The sequence below is a fragment of the Paenibacillus sp. D2_2 genome, assembly GCF_031199965.1.
GTDB lineage: Bacteria > Bacillota > Bacilli > Paenibacillales > Paenibacillaceae > Fontibacillus.
The window spans coordinates 4,776,687-4,803,309 of record NZ_CP133605.1; the positions used below are offsets into that span (position 1 = coordinate 4,776,687).

Sequence of the window (26,623 nt, forward strand, 5' to 3'; positions counted from 1 at the left end):
CTATCGCTTAATATTTCATAGAATCATCACTTGAATGTCGTGACGATCCCTCTCGTAATCTCTTCTGCCATCTGAATCACCTTATATAATGAGGTCATTTGCAACGTCCAATACGGCTTGGGACCCTTCACATTAACGACTGCAGCCACGCTATAATGCCCTGCCGCCGGCAGCGGGTATCCTACCGATTGCGCCGGGAACAAAGGCTGGGCAGACACCAGATAACAGCCTACAGAAGCGGGGGCGCCCAAGCTGGCGTCGATGGCCACGATAATATGATCATCAGGGATAGCCGCCAATCGCAGCTCCAAATTATCCGCATCACAAGGATGCTGCAATGTACCAACCACATTGACGAAGCCCTGCTCCTCAAGCCGGGAGCCGACGAGTGGACCCAGCGCGTCGCCAGTAGAGCGGTCTGTCCCAATACATAAGAAGGTCATCTTCTCTCCTTCGTGCTGCTTACGAATTTCCCGGAAGAAGCCTGCCAGCTCGCTGCCAGCAATTCTTCTTCGCTCTGTTTCCAAGACAGACATTTCCCATGAATCATTGCTTCCCATGCTTCGCCTCCCCCTGCCAACTTACCATGATTGTACATTACGAATACCTGATCCGCAAAATGCAGAGGTTCGCTAACCTCTTTTACATCACTAAAGTATAGTACTTTGTTTCCATCATAGCTATACAGGCTTTACAGGATCATGATTTCACCAATTGGGGAATAATGAGTGTGCGCTTGGGACAGAAAGATAGATAGAGAGCAGAAATGATTCAGAGAAGGAGCGGTGCAACATGAGTAGCAAAACCCCCGAAGAATGGCAAGGGGAATATGTCATGGAACAGATCAACAATGCACTGGAAGGAGAATATCCCGAACATAAACCTATTGAAGAAGCCGAGAACGGCTCGATGGTCAATGATATGGAGGATTTGATCCAACTCGGAGAGGATATGGAGCAGATGAAGACGCAGCAAGAGGATGAAGAACAAGGCCTTAGACAGGATCCTGAACAGTAGCTTGATAGAGGCTGTTCAAAAAGTCCACTTTTGACCACGAAGTGAATCAGGAATCTATTGGACATCGAACCTTCTCGGTGCTAAAAGCGGCCTTTTGAACACACACTAGTAGTTTCTTTGCTACTCCTAATTTTAATAAAAACAGCTCCGAGACCTATCCTTAAATAGGCCCGGAGCTGTTTTATTATCACAGAGATTTCGTTATTCGTTCAGGAACGATATTTCTGCCATACACTAGCAGCAACATCTACCCATTTGACCCAACCCGGCGGCTTATTCTCCGGACCCACAGGTAGAGCGGACGGAGCTTCCTGAACTGGCGGGGCAACAGGTTCCTGGGGCGTCTCTCGTTCAGCACGACGTGCTCGCTTGGCAGCCCGGGGCGAATTTTTCACCCTGTCGATCAGAGCGGTTGATACCTGCTTGGTAGCCAGGGTAACCTCATTCAGAACCTCTCCAACATTTTTAACGGACTCCAGCACGGGATCGATCTGCTCCATCTTATGCTGTAAATCCCCCGTAATATCATTAGCTTGTCTAACGACACCTTTAATTTCCGTACTTAGTTCACTAACTGTTTCTTTAATTTCCTGCAATGTTTCCGTAGTCTGATTCAATGATTTTTGCGCCGACTGCAGCGTTCTGACCAGGAAGACGACCAGAACTACAAAGGCAAGTGCGATAAGCGCGACGCTAATTTGCCAGATCATCTCTCAACCTCGCTTTCTGACTATGTACTTTTGTTCCAAGAACACCATTTCACAAACATCTCTCATATAACACTATACAATATTTTACTATGTAAGAGTGAGCCTTCTCATGTTAAACTGCCATTTATATTTTCTACTCCAGAAAATCTGCAGGCGATATAATGCAACAGGCCCGCTGGATGAAACCCAGACGAGCCTGCTCTAAAATGTAAAATGCTATGCGGACCGAAGATAATTAATAAGCTCCAGCCAATCTACTGAAAATTTGATACGTACTAATTTACCCGGAAAGTCAACTTCATCGATGGTAATGAGCTTGGGAATATATGAAGCGACATTGATATCCAGCGGCTCCAGCCCGAACTGTTCAGGAGGAATGGATATGTGGCGTATCTTTACCGATTCTGGCCGCAAAGAGAGGATTCCCTTAGAGTAATCGATCCGGTACTGGACCTTGGCTCCCACATCAAGGAATTTCCAGCTTCCGTTGAGATTCGCAATAACCTCGTTTCCATTCAGCCTGAATTCAGCCCCCTTAACCTGGATAGGCAAGTCATGATTAGCCATATAATCAATGATCCCCTGCTTCGCCAGATTGTTCACATCACTCTCTGAGAGGATCAGTTCTGTGTTCCGATTCTCTGCCATCTGAATCAGCTTACCCTTCCAATCAACTTCCGAATAATTCATGTCTAACGTGCGTGACGGCCTGACATACAGCACAGCCGCAACGATAACTACAATAAGAAAAATCAAAATGCCACCTATGATTAATCTGCCTTTACGCATAATAATGCTCCTCTTTTAATGTTGAATTTATTGATCCCGTGATCTCACCATCAAGCTCTTCTTCATAATGCCTATAAAATATGGTCAGTTCAATTCACCTCTATAGAGTTTATTACATGAATAGCAGGATTTCAAAAAAATAACCACAGCACATAAAAAGCCGCCGAGAATATTCCCGGCAGCTGACTCTTATAAAATGCCATTTATTTCAGAACACTTCCTCCAAATAGGAAGCGGTTTTTCCACGAACCATCCAGTTGGTCAATTCGAACGCCGCCTGAGTCCTTAGAGTAAGTATGGATCATTTTCCCGTTCCCCATATACATAGCTACATGTGTAATCGTCTCTTTACTCTTGTCCACATTAGCATACGCCGATGCAGAGGAGCCCTTATAACTCATAAAGAAAATTAGATCTCCAGCCTTTAAGCTGCTAATACTTGATACTGCTGTTCCGTTATCCTTAATCCATGCTCCCTGCTTGCGAGAATCAGCCGGAAGAACGATTCCGAGCGCTTCCTTATAGGCATTCCTTACAAATGCGGAGCAATCGAACGTTTTCGTTGAATTACGGTCCGATCCAAATTCATAAGGAGTACCTAAATATTTTTGCCCAACGCTAAGCACTTGATTGATTTTTGCCTGATTAGATGACGACTGATCTTCGTTTGAAACTGGCGCATCACCATCAAGCTCTAAATACTTGCTAGAAGTGCTAACATATCCGACTTGTCCATTGGATGTTTTAACTTTATAGAAGCTATCATTGCTCTTCTCCAGAATGGTGATTACAGTTCCCTTCTTCAGCATTGTGATCACACTGCCGGAAGTGGTTGATGGAGCGGTGCGCAAATTCACACCATAGATAACTGTAGCGCTTGTCTGTTGTTCAGGTGCTGCACTTCCGCCACCAACTTCGATGTATTTATTAGATGAACTAATATAGCCTGTTTGTCCGTCTGCTGTCTTTACCTTATAAAAATAACTGTTGCTAGTCTCCAAAATAGTAACTGTCGTCCCCTTCTTCACCATTCCGATGATCTTGCCGGAAGTCGAAGGTTTGTCACGAAGATTCACACCGCTTACAATTTGCCCCTTGATCAATGTCTGCGCCGTAGCCGTAGCCGTTGCTGCCACTGCCCGATCCTGTACAGCCGTGTAAGAGGTAGTTAGTAGAATTGCGCTTAATATCAGGATAGTCGTGCTGCGTTTCATAGATGCCTCCTCATGGATGATATTGGTCCATTTAGACGATTGTTATACAACTCACCTTTCTTTGGACTCGTCCCCATTATATCCCTTATCGAAAATTGTCTAAATGCGTCGATTTTCGTGTTATGTATCGATTTCACGACAAAATACCTAGACCATATTTTAAAATGAAGGACATATTACCCATATATCCATTAATTACCAATGGGATCTTGCATATTTTGCTCAACTATAACTAATAAAGTCTACATCCATAAAAGAAGTCGGCAGAGTTCTCTCTGCCGACTTCTTTTATGTGCAATCTAATATTCTAGAAATTATGGGAATTCAAAGTTTCTTGCCCTTCCTCTTCCCGAGGCTCTACATGTACATGGACATGCATAACATTTTTGATTCGGCTCATCCGTTCTTCCACCGTATCACAAATGTTATGACCCTCAAGCACCGTTAAATTCGGATCAACCTCGATCACTACATCTACGAGAACATGGTTGCCATGGACACGCGCCTTCAGATCCTTAATCCTCTCTACCCCGGGAATACGCGAGACCGTCCCACGCAAATCTCCAAGTTGTTCCTCATCAAAGCCGTCCGTTAACCGATATGTCGAATCTCTGAATATGTCCCATGCGGTCTTACATATCAACACGCCTACCGCTAAAGCAGCTACAGTATCAAGCCACGGTAATCCGAACTGCGCTCCGATAATTCCTACTGCAGCTCCTATGCTGACCAAGGCATCAGAGAAGTTGTCCTTAGCTGCAGCCATCAGGGCCTGATTATTAATCTGCTCGGCTAATCTGCGATTAAATAAATATACGCCACCCATTACCACCGCACAAATAATTGCTATCCCCGCTGACCATAGATCAGGTTTCGTCTCATTCCCCTCAAATAAGGAGCGAATCGCCCCAATGATTACCTGAATCCCAACCATCGCCATAATGAAAGAAGCTATAAGCGCGGCCACCGTCTCCGCACGAAAATGCCCGTACGCATGATCGGAGTCCGGCGGTTTCTGCGAAATCCGCAAACCGATCAATACGGCGAGCGAAGCGACAATATCCGTTAAGTTGTTGAATCCGTCTGCGAGCAATGCGCTCGAAGCAAATAAATAACCGCTAATCAGCTTAAAGGTAGACAATATCACGTAGGCCGCGATGCTTACCCAAGCCCCGCGTTCACCTTTGCGTATATCCTCGTATACATTCAAGCCCCACACCTCCACACTTGCCTTGCAATAAATACTATTAGTGATTTTCAACCTCTATCAAAAGAGGGTTACTACATAGTACCAGATGCAATTCGTGTGGGTCTAGAGAAACAGTGTTGCACAAAGTAAAAGTAAGCCGAAACCACCTGAACCACCCCCATTTTTCGTACTTTTCAATTTAAGTCATCATTCCCGTTGTTCCTCTTTTTAAAAACGTATACAATAAGGTCATGCTTGTTCTTGATCTAGAGGAGATGATATCGATGACCGAAAATAATGAGCCGAAAAAAATCGACTTGGCCGAGGCTATGCGCCAGAAGCTTCAACAAAAAAAGGAGCAACAGCTGGCAAATAAGTCAGGGGCAAAAAATGCCAATCAAATAAAAACACTCAAGACCCAAAATAACAAAAAGCCGAACAACCAACGCCGCCGTACTGGGGGATCCTGAGTAGCATCCCAGTGAGAACAAATCAAAAAGAGCCGTGAAACCGTCTATGCAGACAGTTCCCGGCTCTTTTGATTTTTACGACTATATATTCCAATATTCTAGCGGCATACCGCAAGATTCATTATTATACTTCTTCAGGGTACATACTCTTGCGTAGAGCTTGAATCTCTTCGCTCTCCAAATACTCATCGTAGCTCATCACGCGATCGATAATTCCGTTAGGTGTAATCTCGATAATGCGGTTGGCAATCGTCTGAATGAATTGATGGTCATGCGATGTGAATAGAATCGTACCATCAAAATCAATCAGTCCGTTATTCAACGCAGTGATGGATTCCAAATCAAGGTGGTTGGTAGGCTCATCAAACAACAGAACGTTAGCGCCGTTCAGCATCATTTTTGCCAACATGCAGCGAACCTTCTCGCCCCGGACAATACAGAAGCCTTCTTGAGCGCCTCTTCACCAGAGAACAGCATGCGTCCAAGGAAGCCGCGCAGGAATGTCTCATCCTGGTCATTAGAATATTCGCGCAGCCAATCGACCAGATTCATTTCCACGCCATCGAAATAACTAGAGTTGTCCTTAGGGAAATATGCTTGAGACGTTGTTACCCCCCAGGTATACTCACCAACTTCAGCTTCAATCTCACCCATAAGCACCTGGAACATAGTTGTCTTCGGCAAGCTGTTAGGACCGACAAAAGCAATCTTGTCGCCTTTATTCACAACAAAGCTAGCATTGTCTAGTACCTTCTCACCCTCAACCGTCTTCGTAATGCCATCAACTGTAAGTAGCTGCTTGCCTGCCTCACGTTCAGACTTGAAGTGTAGGAATGGATATTTCCGGTTCGAAGGGCGAATATCGTCAAGCGTAATTTTGTCGAGCTGCTTCTTACGCGAGGTCGCTTGCTTCGATTTCGAAGCATTCGCCGAGAATCTTTGGATAAAGGCTTGCAGTTCTTTAATTTTCTCTTCTTTCTTCTTGTTCGCGTCCCGTTGCAATTGCAGCGCGAGTTGGCTGGATTCATACCAGAAGTCATAGTTGCCGACATACATCTGAATTTTACCAAAGTCAATATCCGCAATATGCGTACATACTTTGTTCAGGAAGTGGCGGTCATGGGATACCACGATTACGGTACCTTCATAATCCATTAAGAAATTCTCAAGCCATTGAATAGATTCCAAGTCCAAATGGTTGGTAGGCTCGTCAAGCAGCAGATTGTTCGGGCGTCCGAACAAAGCCTGCGCCAAGAGGACACGGACTTTCTCATTACCACTGAGTTCAGCCATCTTCTTATCGTGCAATTCACGCGGAATACCGAGGCCTATGAGCAATGCGGCCGCATCCGGTTCAGCATCCCAACCGTTCAATTCGGCAAATTCGCCTTCCAACTCACCAGCGCGCATTCCGTCTTCCTCGGAGAAATCCGCCTTGGCATACAGGGCATCCTTCTCTTTCATAATCGAGTACAAGCGCTCATGCCCCATAATTACAGTCTCCAATGCAGGGAACTCATCATATTCATAATGGTTCTGCTTGAGGACAGCCATTCGCTCATTCGGCGTCATAAACACTTCGCCCTGATTCGGTTCAATTTCGCCGGACAGGATCTTGAGGAACGTCGATTTCCCTGCCCCGTTAGCTCCGATCAGGCCATAGCAGTTGCCTGCCGTAAATTTTATATTTACATCCTCAAAAAGTGGTCGTTTTCCATAACGGAGCGTTACACCGCTAGTACTTATCATTTAGGCATTACCATCCTTTTTAAATAATGACACTACTGGCTCAATATTATAACATAGTTCAATGTATAAGTTGAGTGATATTCCTGGGAACAGATGCTGCACTACTTTTATGTTTATAGAGGTTGTTCAAAAAGTCCGCTTTTGATCACGAAGTAACACTGAGAGCTTATTCGACATCGAATCTTGAATTCACAATTATACTATTAATTGACAGAAAAAGGTGAAGCTATGCTATTTACTTTGCTAATATTGGCCTCAGCTCTAGGCCTTATCATTGGACAAAGGCTCTATAGACAAGTAAGAACAAAAGTCGAAGCAACTCCGCAACTCTCCCGGCTCGCGCAGCCTCTTGTCGGAAGCCTGACTCTATTTGTTGGAAACATGACGATTTCCGCTCTCATCTGGGGGCTTCTCTTAGTGTTGACCTATGTATCCATCCCTTATATTCACATGCTCCTGCCTGTATTAGGCGTTACTCTCAGCATCGTCTTCTGGCAATTCTTTCGTACCAGTTGGCAGGGACTCGGTAAGCGCCGGATTGGGATGGCTCTCGTCGGGAATTCCTTCTACCTCTTACTGTTCTTATACGCCGTCATTCAATTTATTACGATTAAGCCTGCTTTTGAAGGTGATGATACCTTTATGCGCGCCTTTGGAATGATGTTGCTCGGCTTCATCGCCCTGGTCGCTTATATCATTTCATTAATTCTGACTTTGAGACCCCAAAAAATAAGGTGACCGTTACTTACGGCCACCTTAATGTCTCTCCATGTTGAAGTACGCGAATCTTCTCTTCCCCTATCCCGCGGCGAATTCGATCCGCTTCAAGCCGGTCCAGCGCCTCGCGCGCCGTGTCATCCGCTAGCCGGAACGTACCGTAATGCATCGGCACCATTAGCTTTGCCCTGACGTCCTCGAACGCCTGCAGCGCCTCCTCCGGAGTCGTATGCTGAGAGGTCATGAACCATTCCGGTTCATAAGCTCCGATCGGTAGCAGGGCGATATCAATCTCAAATCGTTGCCCGATCTCCGTAAACCCCTTGAAATACCCGCTATCGCCCGCAAAATACACGATAGGATGCTTCTGCTGTCTTGGTTCCTCTGTCTCACCGTACAATTCAAGTACGAATCCGCCCCAATGTGATGTATTTGTATCCCATGGAGTTCGGCGCGTCCAGTGCTGGGTAGGTACAAATGTGATCTTCACCCCACCGAGTTGTAGATCCTCCCACCAACCGAGCTCATAGGTTCGCTCGAAGCCTTTGCGAACCATTTTACGTTTTAAGCCGCTAGGAACGACTAGCATCGTCTTGCTCCCGTATAATTTGCGAATCGAAGCTAAATGCATATGATCATAATGAGAATGAGATATCAGAATAACGTCAATCTCCGGAATGTCTTGCAGTGGTATTCCCGGAGTGCCTAACCTCCGCTGGAATCCCATCCGTTTAGCCCAGACCGGGTCGGTAATCAGATTAAGACCTGCATACTGAATCAGAAAGGTTGCATGCCCAATCCATGTAACGGATATATCTGAGCGGTTCTCCTTCAGAAAGGCCATATCCGTGGGGTAATTAGGAATGACGTACGAGTAATCCTTGCGCTTTCTACGACGTTCATCTCGCCACTGCTTAAACTGCTTCAGCGTCCTGTCAGTCCCTATATTGTCCAAATTGCTGTAACGCTTCCTTGCCATCTTGTATAGGCTCCTCCTTCCAGTCCCCTTCATCCTATGAGAGACATTTTGGTTCTGCCTGTATGTCTTACCCCCATTGTAAAACAACTATTCCGGCTTTCCAAATATTAAGATCACATCTAACGAGGCCATTTAAGGATGAGCGATCGCGACTAAGATCAATCGGAGGGGTCCTTGTAACGGAACGAATAGAGGAACAGAAAAGCAACGGCGATGACGATTACCAGCTCTGGAGCTACGAAAACAATAAATTTCTCCATGCTCTCCTATCCTTTCTTCGGCGAATTGCCACGTATATATTTAGCATCGAACAAGAACAATCGGAGCAGTATGATCAGCGAAGGAATGAGCACGAACAGCCCGGCGATAAATACGGTAATTAAGGCCACGGCCATCGTCTCATTGGTGAAGCTCTCGTGGATACTAACCTGCTTATACAAAATATACGGCAGATGAGAGTGTCCATAGCCATACCAAGCGAACCCGAACTGCAGCATGACGAGCATGAAGGTCCAGCCGAGGTTCCTCCGTTTCCACACCAGATAAACAGCAATCAAGAAGCAGATCAGAGAGAGTATGAACACCCAAGCGATGTTAAGCATATTGCGAAAATGCTCGGGATTCTGCCGATTAATCTGAAAGAAAGCAAACACACAGGCTAGGATAGTCGGTCCGCTCCACCAGAGTGCATAGCCCCGCAGCACTTCAAAGGCTACACGATCCCCGGCTTTGTCCGCATAATAAGTTAGGAACATCGCAGAGATATAGAGTACGGATACGAGCGCCAAGATTATTACCGACCAAGTATAGGGATTACTGAAGAATAAGCCCCAATTCAGATTTACCTTGCCATTTACCTCAGTAATGATGCCCCCTTCAGAAATGGCAAGAATCGTAGAAAGAGCCGCTGGGATTAACAGACCGGTCGCGCCATAGATCGCCATATATATTTTGTTGTCTTCTTTGCTACTACCGTAAGTATTATAGGCATAGTAGGCTCCCCGGAGTGCGAGTAGCACCGTGACTAGACTGCCAGGAACAAGCAGAGCAGTGCCATAATAATAAGCGGAGTCGGGAAAGAAGCCAACAAGACCTACGACGAAGAAGATCAGAAATACGTTGGTGACTTCCCATACTGGGGACAAGTAGCGCTGAATAATGCTATGCACCTTGTTCTCATGCCCCGTTATTACGCTGTAATAGCTGAAAAATCCCGCTCCGAAATCGACGGAGGCGACGATTAAATACCCAAACAGAAACGTCCACAATACCGTGATACCGACCAATTCATAGCTCATGTTACCGTCCCTCCTTCACGCCGAGCTCGCGCATTTCTTCAACAATGTCTTTGCTACGGAACAATCTGGCTAATACAATGACGCATGAGCCACACAGCACGATATATAGCACCGCAAACATCAAGAGCATAGAGCCTACGTTATTGGAAGTAGTCGCCCCTTCAGCCACCTTCATATACCCGCGTACGATCCATGGCTGACGGCCGAACTCAGCAAACAGCCAACCTAATTCGATTGCTACGACTGCCAGCGGTCCCAATAACAAAATCCCGAGCAATAGCCATTTCGGGTAGCCGCCCTGTCGGTTCCCCGGCAGTAGACGTCTGATAAGGTAAAGGAACGGAATCAGAACGAGCAGCATACCGATCGCCACCTTCAAATCGAACATATAGTGAATGAATAGAGGTGGCCGTTCATCCTCCGGGAATTCATTCAGCCCGATCACTTTCGTATCCGGCTTATTTCCGGCTAGAATACTGAGTGCATAAGGAATCTCAAGCCCGTACCTGATATTATTGTTCTTATCCAGTATGCCGCCAAAGACTAATGGCGCCTCTCGTCTCGTCTCAAAATGCCACTCCGCTGCGGCCAACTTCTCCGGCTGATACTTGGCTAGGAACTTGCCGAGAAATCTCCGATGATCGCTGTGGACAAGGCGAATATAAAAGCGGACGTCACGGTTAGCTTCAATGCCTTCTTGAAATAGACTTCCTTACGTCCGATCAGCAAACTGTACGCGGCGATCCCAGCTAGTAGACAGGCACTCACTGTATAGGAGGACGCGAGTACGTGAGATACCTTGGTCGGTGTCGCCGGATTGAACATGGCGATGAGCGGATGCACATCGGTAAATACGCCGTTCTTGAGTGTGAAGCCCTGTGGCGTGTTCATAAAGGCATTCAAGGTCGTAATAAAAAAGGCAGAGGTGGATGAGCCGATCGCCACAGGAACTAATAAAAGTAAATGCAGCATCGGACGCTTGAAGCGGTCCCAGGTATACAAATAAATTCCGAGGAAGATCGCTTCAATGAAGAAGGCGAACGTCTCCATAAAGAGCGGCAAAGCGATAGCATGTCCGGCCACGCGCATAAAGGTAGGCCAGAGTAAGCTAAGTTGAAGCCCTATGGATGTCCCGGTAACGACTCCGACCGCAACGGAGATCACGAAGCCGCGTGCCCACCTTCGGGCCAGCAGGGAATAATGAGGATCCCTGGTCTGAATCCCCCTCCACTCCGCCAGCGCGATCATTAAGGGTATACCAACGCCAAGTGAAGCAAACACGATATGCACGAACAGGGTAAGTCCGGTAAGAATACGACTGAGCGTGACCGGATCATAAGACATGACGATCTTCCTCTCTAAGTTAGCATAGTATCTAATGTGCACTTCAAGGGACCGTAGTCCATCTCTTAAATGCAGCCTTGTGATGAACTCCTTACCTTTTGAACAACCTCTAATAGTTCAAGAATCTAACTAAGCTCTTGATAAAGGCATACAGCATAATGATAGCGATCGCGAAACTTACCAAGGCCAGCATTTTTTCCTGTCTATTAGAGCCCATGCCCCCGCCTCCTTAAATTTCCACATGCTTATTGTGTCGCTCACCTTTCCTTTTTATTCCTGATATCTTTGCTCCTCTTTGGTGAAACGCTGGTAGAATGCAAAAAAATCCCCCATACGGGTTCTACCTTCAAGGGTAGAACAACGTAAAGGGGATTTTTATTATCATACTATTTATTCGTGAGGATCAATTACCGTTTCCCGGAATCAAATGGTTCACCCGCAGCTTTTGGCGCGTTGGACGACTTCGAGAAGATAATCAAGGCGATCAGCGTCACCACGTAAGGGAAAATCTTCAGAATAACCGGCGGGAATACCGCCAGCGACGGAATAACTTGCGATACGTTAGCAACGGTACTCGCAAAGCCGAAGAAGAACGTTGCCAGTAAGATGCCAAGTGGCTTCCACTGACCAAAGATGAGCGAAGCCAAGGCAAGGAAACCGAGTCCTGCTACATTCCCCGTAAATTCTCCGGAGTAAGTCAACAGAATAATCGCGCCACCCAGACCGGAGAATGCCCCGGAAATCATGACCCCGATATAACGTACTTTTCTTACGCGGATACCGGCTGCTTCAGCTGCATGTGGATGCTCGCCACAAGAGCGGAGACGCAAGCCAAATGGCGTTCTATACAACAAAAATGCACTGAACAAGAGAATTGCTATGACCAACAATGTCGTCGCGTACATTTTTGTGAAAAACAAGTCCCCGATAATCGGAATCTTGGATAGCAAAGGGAAATCAAATGGCCTGAAGCCTTGTGTGATCCGAATATTTCCGCTACCGGTAATGTTGCGCGCCAAGAAGATGGTTATTGCGCCAGCAATCATATTGATCGCTGTACCACTAATGATCTGGTTGGCACTTAGATTGATACTTGCGAATGCGTGCAGCAGAGAGAACAGGGCGCTTGCAACCGCCGCAGCCAGTAATCCCACCCACAGGACCCACCACGAGCCTAAATAATGTTCCTGAAGTTTTGATACCACAAAGGCACCGATAAAGGAACCGAAAATCATTAACCCGTCGAGACCGATATTCACGACCCCGCTTCGTTCACTAAACAATGCTCCTAAGGCGGTAATCAAAAGCGGGATAGTGAACACGATAGCATACGGAAAAATCTGTTCAAGCGTTGTCCACATGGTCTTTAACCCCCTGCTTTTTATTTGCCGTACGACGCACAATTAGCTTACGGATGAGACGCTCAATCAGAATACTTGTCGCCGCAAAATAAATGATGATAGCGATAATAGAATCGGCGATCTCCGGCGGGATTTCGGTCATGGCGTTCATGAACCCTCTGCCAGAATATAACAAGCCGAAGAACAAAGCTGACAAGAATACACCTAACGGCGCATTTGCACCGAGCAGCGAGACGGCGATACCATCAAAGCCCTGGCTTGGCAAAATACCGATCTCCATGCTGGACGCATTCCCCGTATATTGGGCCACGCCCGCCAAACCAGCAATACCACCGGAAATGAACATAGACAGAACAATACTACGTTTTACGGCAATGCCTGCATATTCTGCCGCATGACGGTTGAAACCGACCGCCTTCAGCTCATAACCGAGCGTCGTCTTGTTAATCAGGAAGGCAACGACCAACACGGCGATAACCGCGATAAAGAAGCCCAAATTGATGTAGGAGCCCTGAAACATATCGCTCAGCCACTGCTGATGCAGCATGGCCCCTGAAGGCAGCTGACGAGACTCAGTCTCCAGGCTTGTCCCTTTGAAATAAGCAGGAATGATATAATACACTGTCCAATAGGCAATCCAGTTCATCATGATTGTTGACACGACCTCATGCACGTTAAACCTGGCCTTCAAAAAGCCCGGGATGACTGCCCATAGAGCACCACCAACAAATCCGATAAGCACCATTAGAGGGATGAGAATCACGCTTGGCAAGTCCAGCGAGAGACCTACGGCCGTCGCACAGAAGCCTCCGAAGAGCATTTGCCCGGCTGCCCCGATATTAAATAAGCCCGTACGAAACGCAAACGCAACCGACAGTCCCGTCAGAATGAGCGGAGTTGCTGTAGCAAGCGTATTGCCGATCCTTTCCGGATTCTTGAGTCCGCCCTGGATCAGATACATATATCCTTCTATCGGATTATGTCCTGTCAACAACATAAGCAATGCCCCTGCGATGAGTCCGAACAGAACGGCTAGCAACGATTTTACGCTGTTATTCATGCGATGCTTCCTCCTTCTGATACCCGGCCATCATCAATCCAAGCTCTCTTTCATTCGTCTCAGAGGCTTTGACGATCCCTACCAACTCGCCATTGTTCACCACCGCGATGCGGTCTGACAAATTCATTATTTCATCCAATTCAAGCGACACGAGCAGAACAGCCTTGCCCTTATCCCGTTGTTCGATCAGACGCTTGTGAATATATTCAATCGAACCCACATCGAGTCCCCGAGTTGGCTGAACCGCGATCAGAAGATCAGGGTCACGCTCCACTTCACGACCGATAATCGCCTTCTGCTGGTTACCACCAGACATCGAGCGGACAATGGAACGTCCACCGGTTCCCGACCGTACATCAAAGCTCTGTATGATATGCTCAGCATGCTTGCTGATCGCCGCAGGCTGGAGCAGACCTTTCTTAGAATACGGCTGCCGGTTGTAAACCTCGAGAATCAGATTCTCTTCGATCGTGTAGTCAAGCACAAGTCCCCGTTTCTGACGGTCCTCGGGAATGTGGCCGATCCCGCTGTCATTACGCTGGCGTATAGACAGGTTGTTCAAGACCTTTCCATCCAAGTTAATCGTTCCGCCCTCTGTTGGGCGGAGACCCGTAATGGCTTCTATAAGCTCGGATTGCCCGTTTCCATCCACCCCAGCGATACCTAATATCTCACCGGCATGGACATTCAGACTAAAGGATTTAACCGCATCGATTTTTTTGCTGTTCTTGACCGTTAACGACTGAATCTCAAGCACGGCCCTACCTGGAACGCTTTCCTGCTTGTCCACCTTGAAGGAGACACTGCGCCCTACCATCATTTCGGCCATCTCTTCACGACTGGTATCGACCACATCCACGGTTCCAATCGTTTTGCCGCGGCGGATGACGGTGCAGCGATCTGCCACCGCTTTGATCTCTTTCAACTTATGAGTAATTAGAATAATGGACTTACCTTCGTTCACCAAGTTTCTCATAATATCTTGAAGATCGCTGATCTCCTGCGGAGTTAACACGGCAGTTGGCTCATCGAAGATAAGCACTTCTGCGTCGCGGTACAACATCTTTAGAATCTCAACCCTCTGTTGCATTCCTACCGAAATATCCTCGATTTTAGCATAAGGATCCACGTTAAGGCCGTATTTCTTAGACAGTTCCTCTACCCGCTTGGCAGCGGTCCTTACATCCAGACCAAAACCGAATTTTCGCGTCTCACTACCCAGAATGATATTCTCGGTAACGGTAAAAGGCTCAACCAGCTTAAAATGCTGATGCACCATTCCTATGCCAAGCTTATTCGCCACATTTGGATTCGAAATTCGAACTTCCTGGCCGTTCACCTTGATCGTTCCACGCTCAGGCTGATACATACCGAACAGGATGCTCATTAGTGTCGATTTTCCTGCCCCGTTTTCACCAAGCAAGGCATGAATCTCACCCTTTTTCAGCCTGATCGTAATATCATCGTTGGCCACGATGCCCGGAAATTCCTTGCGGATGCCCACCATCTCGACAACATAGTCCATGGTTTTGGGATCTCTCCTTCTTAATATAGTAATAGAGGTTGTTCAAAAAGTCCGCTATTGATCACGAAGTGAATCAGGAAGCTATTCGACATCGAATCTTGAATTCAGCCGGGCCTTCCGGTGCTCACGTACCAACTACGTACGCTCCGCTCCTCAGTCCCTAGCTTCATCCAACCTTCTCGATGCTAAAAACCGTACTTTTTGAACACGCACTTATATATGAGTGTTTCAGAGGTTCACCAGAAAACAGCAATCGACGCACGAGAAACACGACATGTAGTCAATATGCTTACGATATCAGGATGTTAAACTCATGCAGCCAGATTCCTTCTACTACCTTAAAAAGACGGAGCTAGCTCCGTCTTTTTAAGTAAATGCCAATATCGCTACTTCCACGATTACGCCAAATATGTTAAATCTATGTGATCCGTGAGATCAATTACTTGATCAAGTCGCCTTGCTCTCCGGCTACAGTAATTTCTCCGGACTTGATTTTGCCAAATACTTCATCTACTTTTTTGATGATGTCATCGCTCAGATTCGGGTTCTTCTCAGGAAGACCTACACCATCGCTCTTAGCATCCAATGTAAGAGTTTGACCACCTGGGAACTTACCTTCAATTTCCGCCTTGATCATATCGTAAGCAGCTTGGTCAACCTTCTTAACAGCAGAAGTCAAAATAACCGACTTGTCTCCGTCATATACACCGTCTTGGTATTGGTCAGAGTCAACACCAACGATCCATACGTCGGAACCGTTTTGAACGCGGGTCTTCGTTTCATTAATTGCACCTACACCTACGCCACCTGCAGCTGCGAAAATTACGTTTACGCCGCGGTCGTACATCTGTGCAGCAAGTTGGCTTCCTGCCGCAGCGTTATCAAAGGAACCTTGATATACTACGTTATCTTTGTTAATCACAAGATTCGTCCCAAGGTTCTCATTTGCATACTTCACACCTTGCTGGAATCCCCAGTTGAACTTCTGTACCGGAGGAATTTCCATGCCGCCGATAAAGCCTGCTTGACCGTCCTTCACGTGTAGAGCCGCAGCTACACCAGCCAGGAATCCGGCTTCATGCTCCGCGAAGAAAATGGAAACAGTGTTTTCTTTTACAACTGGCTCTGCGTTCGGCGATCCGTCATTTGGCGTTCCGTCAATAATGACGAATTTAGCATCTTTATACTTATCTTGCGCTTTAAAAATGGAAGTCTCAAACTTGAAACCAGGTGTTACGATGAACTTGTAACCAGCATCATACAGGTTACCTACTTCTTTGGTATAATCGGCTTCCGTCGTGCCTGCTGGCTTCAGGTATTTATAATCCATCTTAAAGTCCTTGTTGGCCTTCACGATGCCTTCATAAGTACCTTGGTTAAACGACTTATCATCGATTGTACCTGAGTCTGTAACCATACCGACCTTGAAGTTCGCTTTAGGCGTGTCCCCGCCTGCGCCGTTAGATGTTGATTTACTTCCGCATCCCGCCAGCATAGTAATAGATAATGCCAAACTGACTAAAGTAATGACCCCTTTTTTCATTAAGGATAACCCTCCTGTGAATGTATGCACGAATCATAGATTCGTACTCTATTTACAATATATTAATAAAGTAACCCGTTTTCAACATATATTTGGGCCGTTCTATCAAACTGCATCAATACCGCGGTAAATCAATCAAGTTGTTATGAATTGTTATCAATAGAAATTATGTAAAAAAACCAATGAACGAATGCTCACAATATTTATATTACCAATCCATTTAGAAGGCTTGGGATTAGCGGTTGCTTAAGGTAAAATAATTAATAAATCGTGAGAATTCAAAAAGTCAGATTTTGAATTACCTCTGAAGGGAGATGTGTACAAATTATGAAAATTGTATTTATCGAACCGACTCCTAGCCCTAACTCGATGAAGCTTCATCTGGACGAGACATTAGAGCCGGGCATTCGTAGAACATACACGTTAGACAATGAACGCTCCGCCCCAACCTGGATCAGACAAATGCTGAGCATTCCCGGTGTGAAGAGCGTCTTTCATACGGCGGATTTCGTAGCATTGGATCGCAAGGGCAGCGCAGACTGGGCTGCGATTCTAGCAGCGGTACAGGAGCAATTCGGCTTAGATCATGTGGAATCCGCTTGGAATCCTGAGGACGGCGAAGCTCACAGCTTCGGCGAGGCGCAGGTATTCGTACAGTTCTTCCGCGGTATACCGATGCAGATCCGTGTTAAATCTGGCAATATGGAGGAGCGTATTGGCCTATCCGACCGCTTCGTTGCAGCCGTAACCGAGGTTGCCAGTGCCACATTGATCAAGGAGCGCAAGTTGGTCGACTATGGTGTACGCTATGGCGAACTGGCTGAGATCGCCCGCGAAGTAGAGCAAGAGCTTGAAGCGGCTTATCCGGCTGAACGATTGCAAGAAATCGTGAGTCAGGCGATCGCCCACGGCCAAAAAGAGGTAGAATTCGTCGAGCACCGTCGCGTGCTCAGCTTGGCTGAGGTAGAGAAGCAAATGCAAGATAGTGATTGGCATGTGCGATATTCCGGACTTGAAGCACTGCAACAGCCTGGGCCGGAGGCGATGACGTTGGTTGCAGAAGCACTGCGTGACAAGCAAATGCAGATTCGCCGACTAGCGGTCGTCTACCTTGGCGACATCCGTACGCCGGAAGCGATGGAGCTGCTCTACGAGGCGCTGCGCGATTCTTCCGCTGCCGTTCGACGTACAGCAGGCGACACACTATCCGACATTGGCGATCCTGCTGCGACAGGGCCGATGCTCGAAGCGCTGCAGGACAAGAGCAAGCTTGTCCGCTGGCGGGCGGCACGCTTCCTGTACGAAGCTGGCACCGACGATGCGCTTGAAGCATTGCGCGCCGCAGCGGGCGATCCTGAATTTGAGGTCGGCCTCCAGGCCAGAATGGCCGTGGAACGAATCGAATCTGGAGAGCAGGCTGCCGGCACCGTCTGGCAGCAAATGGCGAAGCGCGAGCGCTAAAGATAGTTAATTTTTAGTGGTTGCCCTGCCGGATGGCATACGATATACTTGCTAATGTTATAAGGCAACTTATAATCCAAGTTCAAAAATCCAGTTTTCAGCACCGAGAAGGTTGGATAAAGCTAGGGACTGAGGAGCGGAGCATACGTAGTTTGTATGTGAGCACCGGAAGGCTCGGCTGAATTCAAGATTCAATGTCGAATAACTTCATGTTTCACTTCGTGATCAAAAGTGGACTTTTTGAACATCATCTAAATTAAATATTTTAACCTCATCATTACAGGTGAGGTAGAGGTCGCAACTGTGAAGAGTATACCGGAGGAGGCGTATGAAGCCGCCTATGAATCTGGAAGAAAGGCACTGTTGCCGAAGCGTTCAATCAGCTTCAATCCGATTGAGCCGCTGGGGCTGTCGTCGAAAGAGACAGAACTGTCACAATTTCTTATACCATGTGAGAAATTGTGTTGAGCTATCTTCATGAAGGAATGGTGCGGAAATTACGTGTATGTATTACATGTCCATAACAGGACCGCGGATATTCTTCCGTGGTCCTTTTCTATTTTTTCAATAGCTGCGGCCTCTGAGAGTGGGTTCATAAAGAAGAAGTTTCTTTGAACCCGAATGTAAAACACCGTTTTATGGAACATTCATCTTAAGGAGTGCTGTTCAATGAGTAATCAACATCACGAGACGAACTCATCGTCTCTAAAACCGGGACTCAAAGCCAGACATATGACAATGATCGCCCTTGGCGGCTCAATCGGAACGGGCCTATTCCTCGCCAGCGGCGGCGCAATTGCCTCCGCTGGTCCCGGCGGGGCACTGCTGGCCTATGCAGCAGTCGGCATCATGGTCTATTTTCTCATGACGAGCCTTGGAGAACTGGCTACTTATATACCGGACTCCGGGTCTTTCGAGACCTATGCCTCCCGCTTTGTTGACCCGTCGCTCGGTTTCGCAATGGGCTGGAACTTCTGGTACAACTGGGCGATTACCATCGCGGCCGAGTTGTCCGCAGCCACACTTATCATGAAATATTGGTTCCCAGACAGCTCCTCTTTTCTCTGGAGCTTCCTATTCCTAGCCCTGATCTTCGGGCTGAACGTATTGTCTGTTAAAGGCTACGGGGAGTCGGAATATTGGTTCGCCATCATTAAGATCGTCGTCGTCATCGTGTTCCTAATCGTAGGTGTCGCCATGATCTTTGGCATACTAGGTGGCGAAGCTGTCGGCTTCAAGAACTTCACGATCGGGGATGCGCCATTCCACGGCGGGTTCTTTACCTTCCTTGGCGTATTTATGGCCGCAGGCTTCTCCTTCCAAGGCACCGAGATGATTGGGGTCGCCGCTGGAGAGAGTCATAACCCGCGAGAGCATGTCCCACGGGCGATTCGTCAAGTATTCTGGCGTATCCTGCTGTTCTATATTTTTGCAATCCTTGTGATCGGACTCTTGATTCCATACACAAGTCCGAACCTGCTCAAGAGTGGGATCGACAGTATCGGCGTCAGTCCATTCACTCTAGTCTTCGAACGGGCAGGTCTGGCCTTCGCCGCTTCTGCGATGAATGCGGTAATCTTAACTTCGGTGCTATCTGCCGGCAACTCGGGAATGTACGCCTCTTCGCGGGTCCTCTATTCCCTGGCCAAGCGTGGCAAAGCTCCTCAATTCCTAGGCAAGCTGAACCGCCACGGCATACCGATGAATGCTCTCTTGCTGACAACAGCGGTCGGCATGATCGCTTTCCTAGCTTCGCTCTTCGGCGATGGTGTCGTCTACACCTGGCTGCTGAACGCATCCGGAATGTGCGGATTCATCACTTGGCTTGGCATCGCCATAAGCCATTATCGGTTCCGCCGTGCCTTCATCGCTCAAGGTCATGATCTGAATGAACTGCCGTATAGAGCAAAATGGTTCCCATTCGGCCCGGTCTTTGCCTTCATTCTGTGTCTGGTTGTTATTCTCGGACAGAGCATGTCCCTAATCACGGAGCACGGATTCGATTGGCAAGGGATAATCGCCGCTTATATTACGATCCCTGTCTTCCTGATCGTCTGGCTGAGCTATAAATGGAAGCATCACATCAAGCTTATCCCACTCAAGGAATGTGATCTCTCCTCTCCTACTCGCGGTAAGCAGTAAGAGCTACTCCCAATGAATCTCCACCTGGAGATCATTGGTCCCGTAAAGCGGGGAAGCCAAATAACTGATATTATTGATCGACAAATCATATAAACTGACCAGATCCTGAAGCAACTGTCTCTCAGAGCCGTCATAACGCACCGTAACGGTCGTTTTCCCGGCTTTGAGGCTTTGCTTCACTTTTTTTTGCATAGCAGTTGCATCGGTAACCGCCGCATTTGGGTAATACAAGTTATAGCCGAATTGCTCCTCAAGAGTACGGTATACGTTCTTCTTATCTCCGCTTTGCATGGCTAGAACGTGCAAGCTGTTCCTATATAGCGTCGAAGCCGTAGGATATGGCTTGGTCCACTGGTGATCTTGTCTCATCTGTTCATCGGTGAGCAAATAATAGTTGTATCTAACTCGTTCCGGATTATCTGGCGATGGATCATCCCAGGTTGTATCCAGGTGGTACCACAAGTTATCTAGACGAACAAGATTCCATGCATGCAGTTGTCCCCGGCAGTGCCTTCTACGATCTGATTATTGAATCCCGCATCTTTTAATAGTTGATAGGTAAGCAGTGAATATCCCTGACATACCGCCTTCCCTGTGCGAAGGCCTTCATAAGCTGTATATTTCTGCAAGTCACGATCATATTTAAGGTGCAGCACGACATAATCATGAATGGCCTTTACCTTCTGGTGGTCATTCATTCCGGGCTTCAGGATCTCCCGCAGAATCTCCTGCACACGCTGCTTTACATAAGCCGATTGCTCCGCCGTCTCCCGGTAGCTTACCTGCAGATTTATTTTCGCGTAGCCGGACGTTCCTTTCCAGGAATATGTGTACCGATCTACAATATATTTAGTGTATGGGTCGCTGTCTAGCGCCGCATTTACCGCATTCTTGAGCAATTGCTCAAGTTCATTGGTCGGCCCTTTATACTTTAAGGTGATAGAGGCTTCTCTTGCTCCTAATCCTTCGGCAAGCTTCAACTGCAAGTCCGTAGACGATGTAATATAGACCGAATCTGAAGCTGCGTGTACATGCGGAACTCCCCAATGGGGCGGTATTACACCTAGCATCGCTGCACCTAACAGTCCTGCTACCAGCCAGCGTCTAACCATGCTTCGTCTCATGCCTCTAAAAGCCTCCTTCACAAAAAGTTAATGACACAAGTGTTGGCCAACCCTTATGTAAGCCCATTGTAACATAGCCCTTACTGCAAAGGTTTTCTAGTTTTGTCGAGCAATAACGAATAGAAGAATTGATCATTCTAGCAATAATTTCAATAATATGACATGAATTTTACGGAATATTATACCTAATCTACCTGAAGTTTTGATATAATAAAAAAAATTAGCCTATGTGATATATGTCACTGCAATTATGCGTGCATTAGAATGGAGAGACACTCTAACTATGACCATCGTGGACCTTTCGGATATATCCGTCGAAATGTTCGTCACCGTCATGCTCTTTCTGCTTTTCATTGCTCCCCTTGTCAGTCTAGGGATTTTGCGTCTATTTCAGGGCAAGAAGAAGGTTGGATTCAGTCTGCTCGGCGGCGGAGTTGTTGTCTACTTAGTATTTCAGCTCATCATGTTATTACTTAATTGATACTCATATGGAGGATGTTAGTTCAACTTACTGAACAGCATCTTCTTTTATTTCAATCTATATACGTAATAAAAGGGAATTCTTGCTCAAAAAATAGCAGAATTTGCGCGAAAGAACAATTGATATTCCAGTTATGGTCAGCTTCTATCGACTAAATCTCGTATCTCAAGGAAATAGCGAAGCATTTGAATTCTATTAATTAGCTAAAAGAGGACGGATCAATAATGATCCGTCCTCTCCTATTGCCATTTACCTGCTCATATCTATTACTTCGCAGCAAGTTCCTTCTGTTCATGCTCCAGAGCTTCGATATACTTCTCGCAATCAAGCGCCGCCATACAGCCGCTACCAGCTGCGGTAATCGCTTGACGATAGCGCGTATCTTGTACGTCACCACACGCGAACACGCCTGGGATATTCGTCTCGGAGGTGCCTGGTTTGACGATGATATATCCATTCTCATCGGTGTCGATTTGACCGCCCAAGAAGCTAGTATTCGGCGTATGTCCAATCGCTACGAATACACCAGTTGCACTGATAACTTCTTCTTCACCAGTTGTATTGTTGCGGACCTTCAGTCCCGTTACACCCATGTCATTCGTAAGCACTTCAAGCGGAGTACGATTCAGCGCCCACTCTACCTTCTCATTTAAGCGAACACGATCTTGCATAATCTTCGAGGCGCGCAGTTCATCACGGCGATGAACGACTGTCACTTTGGAAGCAAAGCGGGTAAGGAAGCCAGCTTCTTCAAGCGCGGAGTCTCCGCCTCCGATGACAATGATCTCCCTATTGCGGAAGAAGAATCCGTCGCAGGTAGCGCAGGTGCTGACGCCACGGCCAACATTATCCTGCTCGCCTGGAATACCAAGATATTTCGCCGATGCACCTGTCGATAGCACTAACGTCTCAGCCTCCAATTCACCCAATCCATCGACATCAAGCTTGAATGGACGGCGGCTCGTATCAACGCTATTCACCCAACCGGTGCGGAATTCTGCGCCGAAGCGTTCCGCTTGCTTACGCATATTTTCCATCAATACCGGTCCCATTATTCCTTCCGGAAATCCTGGAAAGTTCTCTACATCTGTCGTCGTTGTCAATTGGCCGCCTGGTTGAGGGCCTTCTATTACCAATGGCTTCATATTCGCTCTGGCCAAATAAATAGCTGCAGTCAGCCCCGCAGGACCTGTACCGATAATAATAGTCTTATACATAAATAATTCCTCCTTGATTACGAGATACACACGACTCCATCTAACCTACTAAAAGTCAACTTATTAACTCTCACTACTATATATTCATCATTATCTTATTAAAGGTTAGGGAAAGTCAATGTTCGTAGCATCAAGGTTCGGTGAAGTTTAAATGAAGGAATGATGAATAGCTTCTATCCTCTCCTTCCCTCCTCATTTAACGCAGCAGCCGCAATCCGTTCAGAATAACCAATATAGTACTTCCCTCATGACCAACAACACCCAGCGGTAGGGCAATGCCTTGCACAAAATTGCTAACTACAAGAGTGGTAATGACACATGCCGCGAAGATAAGATTTTGTCTGACAATTCGTTTGGTTCGGCGAGCTAATGAGAATGTATCAGCAATGCGCTCAAGATTATCGTTCATCAGCACGATATCGGCGATTTCCAGCGCCGCACCACTGCCTCCTCCTCCCATCGCTACCCCAACAGTAGCTGCTGCCAGTGCCGGAGCATCATTAACACCGTCACCGACCATCACAACATGACCGTATTTATTCTTGAGCTCCGATACATGCGATACTTTATCCTCAGGTAGCAAATCTCCAAATACAAAATCGACTCCCGCTTCATTGGCGATCGCTTGTGCTGTACGGCTGCGATCCCCGGTCAGCATCGCCGTTGCAATGCCCAGCTCACGCAGACGGCGGATAGTATCCTTCGCCTGCGGGCGAATGTTGTCACGAAGTGCAATCAGCCCAACATATTCGTCGTCACATTGAATTAATGAGACTGAATTCCCCTTCTCCATTAATTCCTGCAGCCGGTCAATCAATTCAGACGGAAGACCAGGATCATTTTCGTGAGCTTTACCGATCCGCCATTTCCGACCATCGATCATAGCCTCAATCCCCCACCCAGGCAAATCTTGAAGCTCGTCAGCCGCTCTTAATGTTAGACCTTCATCCATTGCTTTACGAACGATAGCGCGGGCAAGCGGATGCTGGGACAAGCTTTCTGCCGCCGCACATGCTCCTAGAACCGTAAGACGATCATAGCCTTCCAGCACGACCAGTTCCGTCACGACCTGGCGAACCGGAAGTTAACGTCCCCGTCTTGTCAAAAGCGACTACCTTCGCTTCGCTTAACAGATCCATGTGGGCAGCACCCTTGAACAGTACACCTTTTCTGGCGCTCTTGGACATAGCTGATAGCGTGGCCAGGCATAACCGAAGCAACAATCGCACACGGCGACGCAACAACAAGGAATACCATCGCTTTATAAAAAGTGTAGGACCAGGACCAGCCAAGTACAAACGGGGCGAACAAAATCAGTAACACCGTAATACCTACGACAGACTTGGCATAACCACCCTCAAGTTTTTTAATAAAACGCTGGGACACAGGAGTTTCATTCTGCGCTTGTTCCACCATTTTAATAATCTTCGAAAAAATAGTACCTTCGGCTGGACTTGTTACTTCGATATATAATGCTCCTTGGCCATTTAACGTACCGGCATATACTTCATCGCCTATACCTTTATCAACCGGGATCGACTCGCCGGTAATCGTCGACTGGTTCACCGCGGAGCCGCCGCTTTGTACCAAACCATCGGCTGGAATAACCTCTCCCGGCTTAACAAGCACCAAATCCCCAATGACAAGCTCTTTTACCCCTACCTTAGCGATGCTATCTCCATTGACCTTAAGCGCTGTTTCCGGTTTTAAGGCAATCAACGAGGAAATATCCTTCATACTTCGCTCGCTCGCAAACGACTCCAGCGCGCCGCTAAGCGCAAAGATGAATATAAGCATCGCTCCCTCATTCCAATAACCGATAGAAGCGGCGCCAAGTGCAGCCGCAATCATCAGCAGATTCACGTCAAGGTCACGTTCTTTAATGAGCGTCTCAATACCTTCACGTGCTTTAGCGAAGCCTCCAATGGCATATGCGGCAATATATACGATGATCGACAGCATATGCGACCAGTTTCCAATTCCCCAAGCGGCTAGCGTTAACACCCCACTGCCAAGGGCAAAACTCATTTCCTTGTGTTTAAGCAAACTTACGAAATTCATACGCGGCTTTTGCTGCGGAGCAGGCTGATTAATCAAACTTACAATAGACTTTGTTTTTTGGATTGCTTGCATAAATAACTCCTCCTTTGTGAGCTAATTGAGAATGAATATTATTGTTAATACCCTTAAAATGGCACATGCTGCTCCGGGAAGATCCCGGAGCAGCATGTAATTGAGAATGATAATCATTTTTGCAGTTATACAAATATTTTTCCTTAGTGAAACTTTGCTTTAATTTTAAATCATTCTCAAATATTTGTAAATACGATATTTCAATATTTCCCAAGTGATTTATGCCAAAGTAATAAACTAAATGAATTGAACCTATACCCTATCTTAAGAAGAATGACCAGGAAGCTGGGTGAACCAAAAAATCCGGTCCTCTCATGGACCGGATTTCCGTTCGTTATACATAAAAACATGCTTCAATCAAAGCTCTGGTATAGGAACATCGCGGGGCGCTGAGAACCTGCTCAACTGCCCCCTCCTCAACAATGGCTCCTGCCTGCATCACGGCCATTCGATCCGCGAAGCCCCTTATGGTCTCCAGCCGATGGGTAATATACAGGATCGTCATATGATGTTCTTTTTTTAAAGACCGCAGCAGATTAAGAATCTCATCTTCGGTAGAAGGATCGAGCGCAGATGTAATCTCATCTGCAATAAGCAAACTTGGCGCCATCGTTAAAGCCCTTGCGATCGCGATCCGTTGTTTCTGTCCGCCGGAGCATTCGGAAGGGTTTCTCTCCATCAGAGATGACGGAAGCTTAACCCGTTCCAATAGATCAGCGGCTATCTTCCCTGCCTCTGCTCGGGAGACCTGGTGAAGTATGAGCGGCTCGCTGACGATATCTTTCACCTTCCAATAGGGATTCAATGAGCGATCGGGATTCTGAAAGATCATCTGCACTTTCCCAGGGGGCATCATCCCCTTGAGTCTTCTCCGCTTCTGTCCCGATTCAAGACCAGATTCCTCATGCCAAGCTACCGAACCACTAGTTGGCTGCTGCAGACCAATCATAATTTCCGCCAGCGTGGATTTGCCAGATCCACTCTCTCCCACCAGGGCAAAAATCTCATCCCTTTGCAATGTCAGTGAGACCTCCTGTACCGCTGTCTTGGCTCGCCCTCCAAGGCCAAATTGCTTGCTGACCTGCACAAGCTCCAGCATC

Annotated in this window: 22 protein-coding genes, 3 pseudogenes and 1 riboswitch; of the genes and pseudogenes, 6 read left to right on the forward strand and 19 right to left on the reverse strand. The window is 47.1% G+C overall.

Translation table 11 applies throughout. From position 1 onward, the window contains the following. Positions 1-26 precede the first annotated feature (26 nt). On the reverse strand, positions 27-560 hold the full coding sequence (gene yyaC / locus RE628_RS24540) for a spore protease YyaC (RefSeq protein ID WP_309155778.1): 534 nt from the start codon (positions 558-560) through the stop codon (positions 27-29). Positions 561-792: 232 nt separating this feature from the next. Between yyaC and RE628_RS24545 the strand changes: the two genes are divergently transcribed. Next, positions 793-1,017, forward strand: a complete 225-nt coding sequence (locus RE628_RS24545; protein WP_309155780.1) for a hypothetical protein — start codon at positions 793-795, stop codon at positions 1,015-1,017. Positions 1,018-1,226: 209 nt separating this feature from the next. Here the strand turns inward: RE628_RS24545 and RE628_RS24550 are convergent, their stop codons facing one another. The 4 genes from RE628_RS24550 to RE628_RS24565 all read right to left on the reverse strand — a co-directional run bounded on the left by RE628_RS24550 (position 1,227) and on the right by RE628_RS24565 (position 4,940). Beyond that, the gene (locus RE628_RS24550) at positions 1,227-1,727 is read right to left on the reverse strand and encodes a DUF948 domain-containing protein (protein ID WP_309155782.1); all 501 of its coding nucleotides are present in this window, start codon (positions 1,725-1,727) and stop codon (positions 1,227-1,229) included. A 216-nt stretch (positions 1,728-1,943) separates the two neighbouring features. Beyond that, positions 1,944-2,516, reverse strand: coding sequence for a hypothetical protein (locus RE628_RS24555; RefSeq protein WP_309155784.1), 573 nt, complete (start codon positions 2,514-2,516; stop codon positions 1,944-1,946). 203 nt (positions 2,517-2,719) lie between these two features. Further along, positions 2,720-3,730 carry a C40 family peptidase gene (locus RE628_RS24560; protein ID WP_309155785.1) on the reverse strand — a complete coding sequence of 337 codons (1,011 nt, stop codon included), beginning with the start codon at positions 3,728-3,730 and terminating at the stop codon, positions 2,720-2,722. Between the two features lie 307 nt (positions 3,731-4,037). Continuing rightward, complete coding sequence (locus tag RE628_RS24565) at positions 4,038-4,940, reverse strand: cation diffusion facilitator family transporter (RefSeq protein ID WP_309155786.1); 903 nt, start codon at positions 4,938-4,940, stop codon at positions 4,038-4,040. 263 nt (positions 4,941-5,203) lie between these two features. Here RE628_RS24565 and RE628_RS24570 point away from each other — a divergent pair, with 263 nt between their 5' ends. Next, the gene (locus RE628_RS24570; RefSeq protein ID WP_309155787.1) at positions 5,204-5,389 is read left to right on the forward strand and encodes a hypothetical protein; all 186 of its coding nucleotides are present in this window, start codon (positions 5,204-5,206) and stop codon (positions 5,387-5,389) included. 124 nt (positions 5,390-5,513) lie between these two features. Here the strand turns inward: RE628_RS24570 and RE628_RS24575 are convergent. Next, positions 5,514-7,138, reverse strand: a pseudogene (locus tag RE628_RS24575) (ABC-F family ATP-binding cassette domain-containing protein). 228 nt (positions 7,139-7,366) lie between these two features. Between RE628_RS24575 and RE628_RS24580 the strand changes: the two are divergent. Further along, positions 7,367-7,876 carry a hypothetical protein gene (locus RE628_RS24580; RefSeq protein ID WP_309155788.1) on the forward strand — a complete coding sequence of 170 codons (510 nt, stop codon included), beginning with the start codon at positions 7,367-7,369 and terminating at the stop codon, positions 7,874-7,876. A 7-nt stretch (positions 7,877-7,883) separates the two neighbouring features. Here the strand turns inward: RE628_RS24580 and RE628_RS24585 are convergent, their stop codons facing one another. The 8 genes and pseudogenes from RE628_RS24585 to RE628_RS24615 all read right to left on the reverse strand — a co-directional run bounded on the left by RE628_RS24585 (position 7,884) and on the right by RE628_RS24615 (position 16,965). After that, positions 7,884-8,834 (reverse strand): MBL fold metallo-hydrolase, encoded by a 951-nt coding sequence (locus tag RE628_RS24585; protein WP_309155789.1) that lies wholly within the window; start codon positions 8,832-8,834, stop codon positions 7,884-7,886. A gap of 158 nt (positions 8,835-8,992) precedes the next feature. Next, positions 8,993-9,094, reverse strand: coding sequence for a cytochrome bd oxidase small subunit CydS family protein (locus RE628_RS29855; RefSeq protein WP_375143004.1), 102 nt, complete (start codon positions 9,092-9,094; stop codon positions 8,993-8,995). Positions 9,095-9,100: 6 nt separating this feature from the next. Beyond that, on the reverse strand, positions 9,101-10,132 hold the full coding sequence (locus tag RE628_RS24590) for a cytochrome d ubiquinol oxidase subunit II (protein ID WP_309155791.1): 1,032 nt from the start codon (positions 10,130-10,132) through the stop codon (positions 9,101-9,103). Position 10,133: 1 nt separating this feature from the next. Then, positions 10,134-11,476, reverse strand: a pseudogene (locus RE628_RS24595) (cytochrome ubiquinol oxidase subunit I). A 407-nt stretch (positions 11,477-11,883) separates the two neighbouring features. Beyond that, the gene (locus RE628_RS24600) at positions 11,884-12,837 is read right to left on the reverse strand and encodes an ABC transporter permease (protein ID WP_309155792.1); all 954 of its coding nucleotides are present in this window, start codon (positions 12,835-12,837) and stop codon (positions 11,884-11,886) included. Next, the gene (locus RE628_RS24605; RefSeq protein WP_309155793.1) at positions 12,821-13,897 is read right to left on the reverse strand and encodes an ABC transporter permease; all 1,077 of its coding nucleotides are present in this window, start codon (positions 13,895-13,897) and stop codon (positions 12,821-12,823) included. Before RE628_RS24605 ends, RE628_RS24600 begins: the two co-directional genes overlap by 17 nt. Next, positions 13,890-15,422 (reverse strand): ABC transporter ATP-binding protein, encoded by a 1,533-nt coding sequence (locus RE628_RS24610; RefSeq protein WP_309155794.1) that lies wholly within the window; start codon positions 15,420-15,422, stop codon positions 13,890-13,892. Before RE628_RS24610 ends, RE628_RS24605 begins: the two co-directional genes overlap by 8 nt. Positions 15,423-15,861: 439 nt before the next feature. Continuing rightward, a complete protein-coding gene (locus tag RE628_RS24615; protein WP_309155796.1) occupies positions 15,862-16,965 on the reverse strand; it encodes a BMP family lipoprotein in 1,104 nt (367 codons plus the stop codon). A 327-nt stretch (positions 16,966-17,292) separates the two neighbouring features. On the opposite strand from RE628_RS24615, the gene RE628_RS24620 reads away from it, so the two are divergent. Further along, the gene (locus RE628_RS24620) at positions 17,293-18,426 is read left to right on the forward strand and encodes a virulence factor (RefSeq protein WP_309155798.1); all 1,134 of its coding nucleotides are present in this window, start codon (positions 17,293-17,295) and stop codon (positions 18,424-18,426) included. A gap of 281 nt (positions 18,427-18,707) precedes the next feature. Beyond that, a riboswitch (Lysine riboswitch) is annotated at positions 18,708-18,906 on the forward strand. A 189-nt stretch (positions 18,907-19,095) separates the two neighbouring features. Beyond that, the gene (locus RE628_RS24625) at positions 19,096-20,568 is read left to right on the forward strand and encodes an amino acid permease (protein WP_309155799.1); all 1,473 of its coding nucleotides are present in this window, start codon (positions 19,096-19,098) and stop codon (positions 20,566-20,568) included. A gap of 3 nt (positions 20,569-20,571) precedes the next feature. Here RE628_RS24625 and RE628_RS24630 read toward each other — a convergent pair whose 3' ends face one another. Both RE628_RS24630 and RE628_RS24635 read right to left on the reverse strand, forming a co-directional pair. Beyond that, the gene (locus RE628_RS24630) at positions 20,572-21,030 is read right to left on the reverse strand and encodes a hypothetical protein (protein WP_309155801.1); all 459 of its coding nucleotides are present in this window, start codon (positions 21,028-21,030) and stop codon (positions 20,572-20,574) included. Between the two features lie 5 nt (positions 21,031-21,035). After that, complete coding sequence (locus tag RE628_RS24635) at positions 21,036-21,692, reverse strand: transglutaminase domain-containing protein (RefSeq protein ID WP_309155802.1); 657 nt, start codon at positions 21,690-21,692, stop codon at positions 21,036-21,038. Positions 21,693-21,975: 283 nt separating this feature from the next. Between RE628_RS24635 and RE628_RS24640 the strand changes: the two genes are divergently transcribed. Beyond that, a complete protein-coding gene (locus tag RE628_RS24640) occupies positions 21,976-22,173 on the forward strand; it encodes a hypothetical protein (RefSeq protein WP_309155803.1) in 198 nt (65 codons plus the stop codon). 266 nt (positions 22,174-22,439) lie between these two features. Here RE628_RS24640 and trxB read toward each other — a convergent pair whose 3' ends face one another. The 3 genes and pseudogenes from trxB to RE628_RS24655 all read right to left on the reverse strand — a co-directional run bounded on the left by trxB (position 22,440) and on the right by RE628_RS24655 (position 26,622). Next, a complete protein-coding gene (gene trxB, locus RE628_RS24645) occupies positions 22,440-23,390 on the reverse strand; it encodes a thioredoxin-disulfide reductase (RefSeq protein WP_309155805.1) in 951 nt (316 codons plus the stop codon). A 196-nt stretch (positions 23,391-23,586) separates the two neighbouring features. Next, positions 23,587-25,523, reverse strand: a pseudogene (locus tag RE628_RS24650) (heavy metal translocating P-type ATPase). Positions 25,524-25,857: 334 nt separating this feature from the next. Beyond that, positions 25,858-26,622, reverse strand: a complete 765-nt coding sequence (locus RE628_RS24655; protein ID WP_309155806.1) for an ABC transporter ATP-binding protein — start codon at positions 26,620-26,622, stop codon at positions 25,858-25,860. Position 26,623: the final 1 nt, after the last annotated feature.

Coding starts and splice junctions, on each gene's coding strand:
- yyaC (WP_309155778.1), bottom strand. CDS start 560: ATGGGAAGCAATGATTCATGGGAAATGTCTGTCTTGGAAACAGAGCGA.
- RE628_RS24545 (WP_309155780.1), top strand. CDS start 793: ATGAGTAGCAAAACCCCCGAAGAATGGCAAGGGGAATATGTCATGGAA.
- RE628_RS24550 (WP_309155782.1), bottom strand. CDS start 1,727: ATGATCTGGCAAATTAGCGTCGCGCTTATCGCACTTGCCTTTGTAGTT.
- RE628_RS24555 (WP_309155784.1), bottom strand. CDS start 2,516: ATGCGTAAAGGCAGATTAATCATAGGTGGCATTTTGATTTTTCTTATT.
- RE628_RS24560 (WP_309155785.1), bottom strand. CDS start 3,730: ATGAAACGCAGCACGACTATCCTGATATTAAGCGCAATTCTACTAACT.
- RE628_RS24570 (WP_309155787.1), top strand. CDS start 5,204: ATGACCGAAAATAATGAGCCGAAAAAAATCGACTTGGCCGAGGCTATG.
- RE628_RS24580 (WP_309155788.1), top strand. CDS start 7,367: ATGCTATTTACTTTGCTAATATTGGCCTCAGCTCTAGGCCTTATCATT.
- RE628_RS24585 (WP_309155789.1), bottom strand. CDS start 8,834: ATGGCAAGGAAGCGTTACAGCAATTTGGACAATATAGGGACTGACAGG.
- RE628_RS29855 (WP_375143004.1), bottom strand. CDS start 9,094: ATGGAGAAATTTATTGTTTTCGTAGCTCCAGAGCTGGTAATCGTCATC.
- RE628_RS24590 (WP_309155791.1), bottom strand. CDS start 10,132: ATGAGCTATGAATTGGTCGGTATCACGGTATTGTGGACGTTTCTGTTT.
- RE628_RS24600 (WP_309155792.1), bottom strand. CDS start 12,837: ATGTGGACAACGCTTGAACAGATTTTTCCGTATGCTATCGTGTTCACT.
- RE628_RS24605 (WP_309155793.1), bottom strand. CDS start 13,897: ATGAATAACAGCGTAAAATCGTTGCTAGCCGTTCTGTTCGGACTCATC.
- RE628_RS24610 (WP_309155794.1), bottom strand. CDS start 15,422: ATGGACTATGTTGTCGAGATGGTGGGCATCCGCAAGGAATTTCCGGGC.
- RE628_RS24615 (WP_309155796.1), bottom strand. CDS start 16,965: ATGAAAAAAGGGGTCATTACTTTAGTCAGTTTGGCATTATCTATTACT.
- RE628_RS24620 (WP_309155798.1), top strand. CDS start 17,293: ATGAAAATTGTATTTATCGAACCGACTCCTAGCCCTAACTCGATGAAG.
- RE628_RS24625 (WP_309155799.1), top strand. CDS start 19,096: ATGAGTAATCAACATCACGAGACGAACTCATCGTCTCTAAAACCGGGA.
- RE628_RS24635 (WP_309155802.1), bottom strand. CDS start 21,692: ATGAGACGAAGCATGGTTAGACGCTGGCTGGTAGCAGGACTGTTAGGT.
- RE628_RS24640 (WP_309155803.1), top strand. CDS start 21,976: ATGACCATCGTGGACCTTTCGGATATATCCGTCGAAATGTTCGTCACC.
- trxB (WP_309155805.1), bottom strand. CDS start 23,390: ATGTATAAGACTATTATTATCGGTACAGGTCCTGCGGGGCTGACTGCA.
- RE628_RS24655 (WP_309155806.1), bottom strand. CDS start 26,622: ATGCTGGAGCTTGTGCAGGTCAGCAAGCAATTTGGCCTTGGAGGGCGA.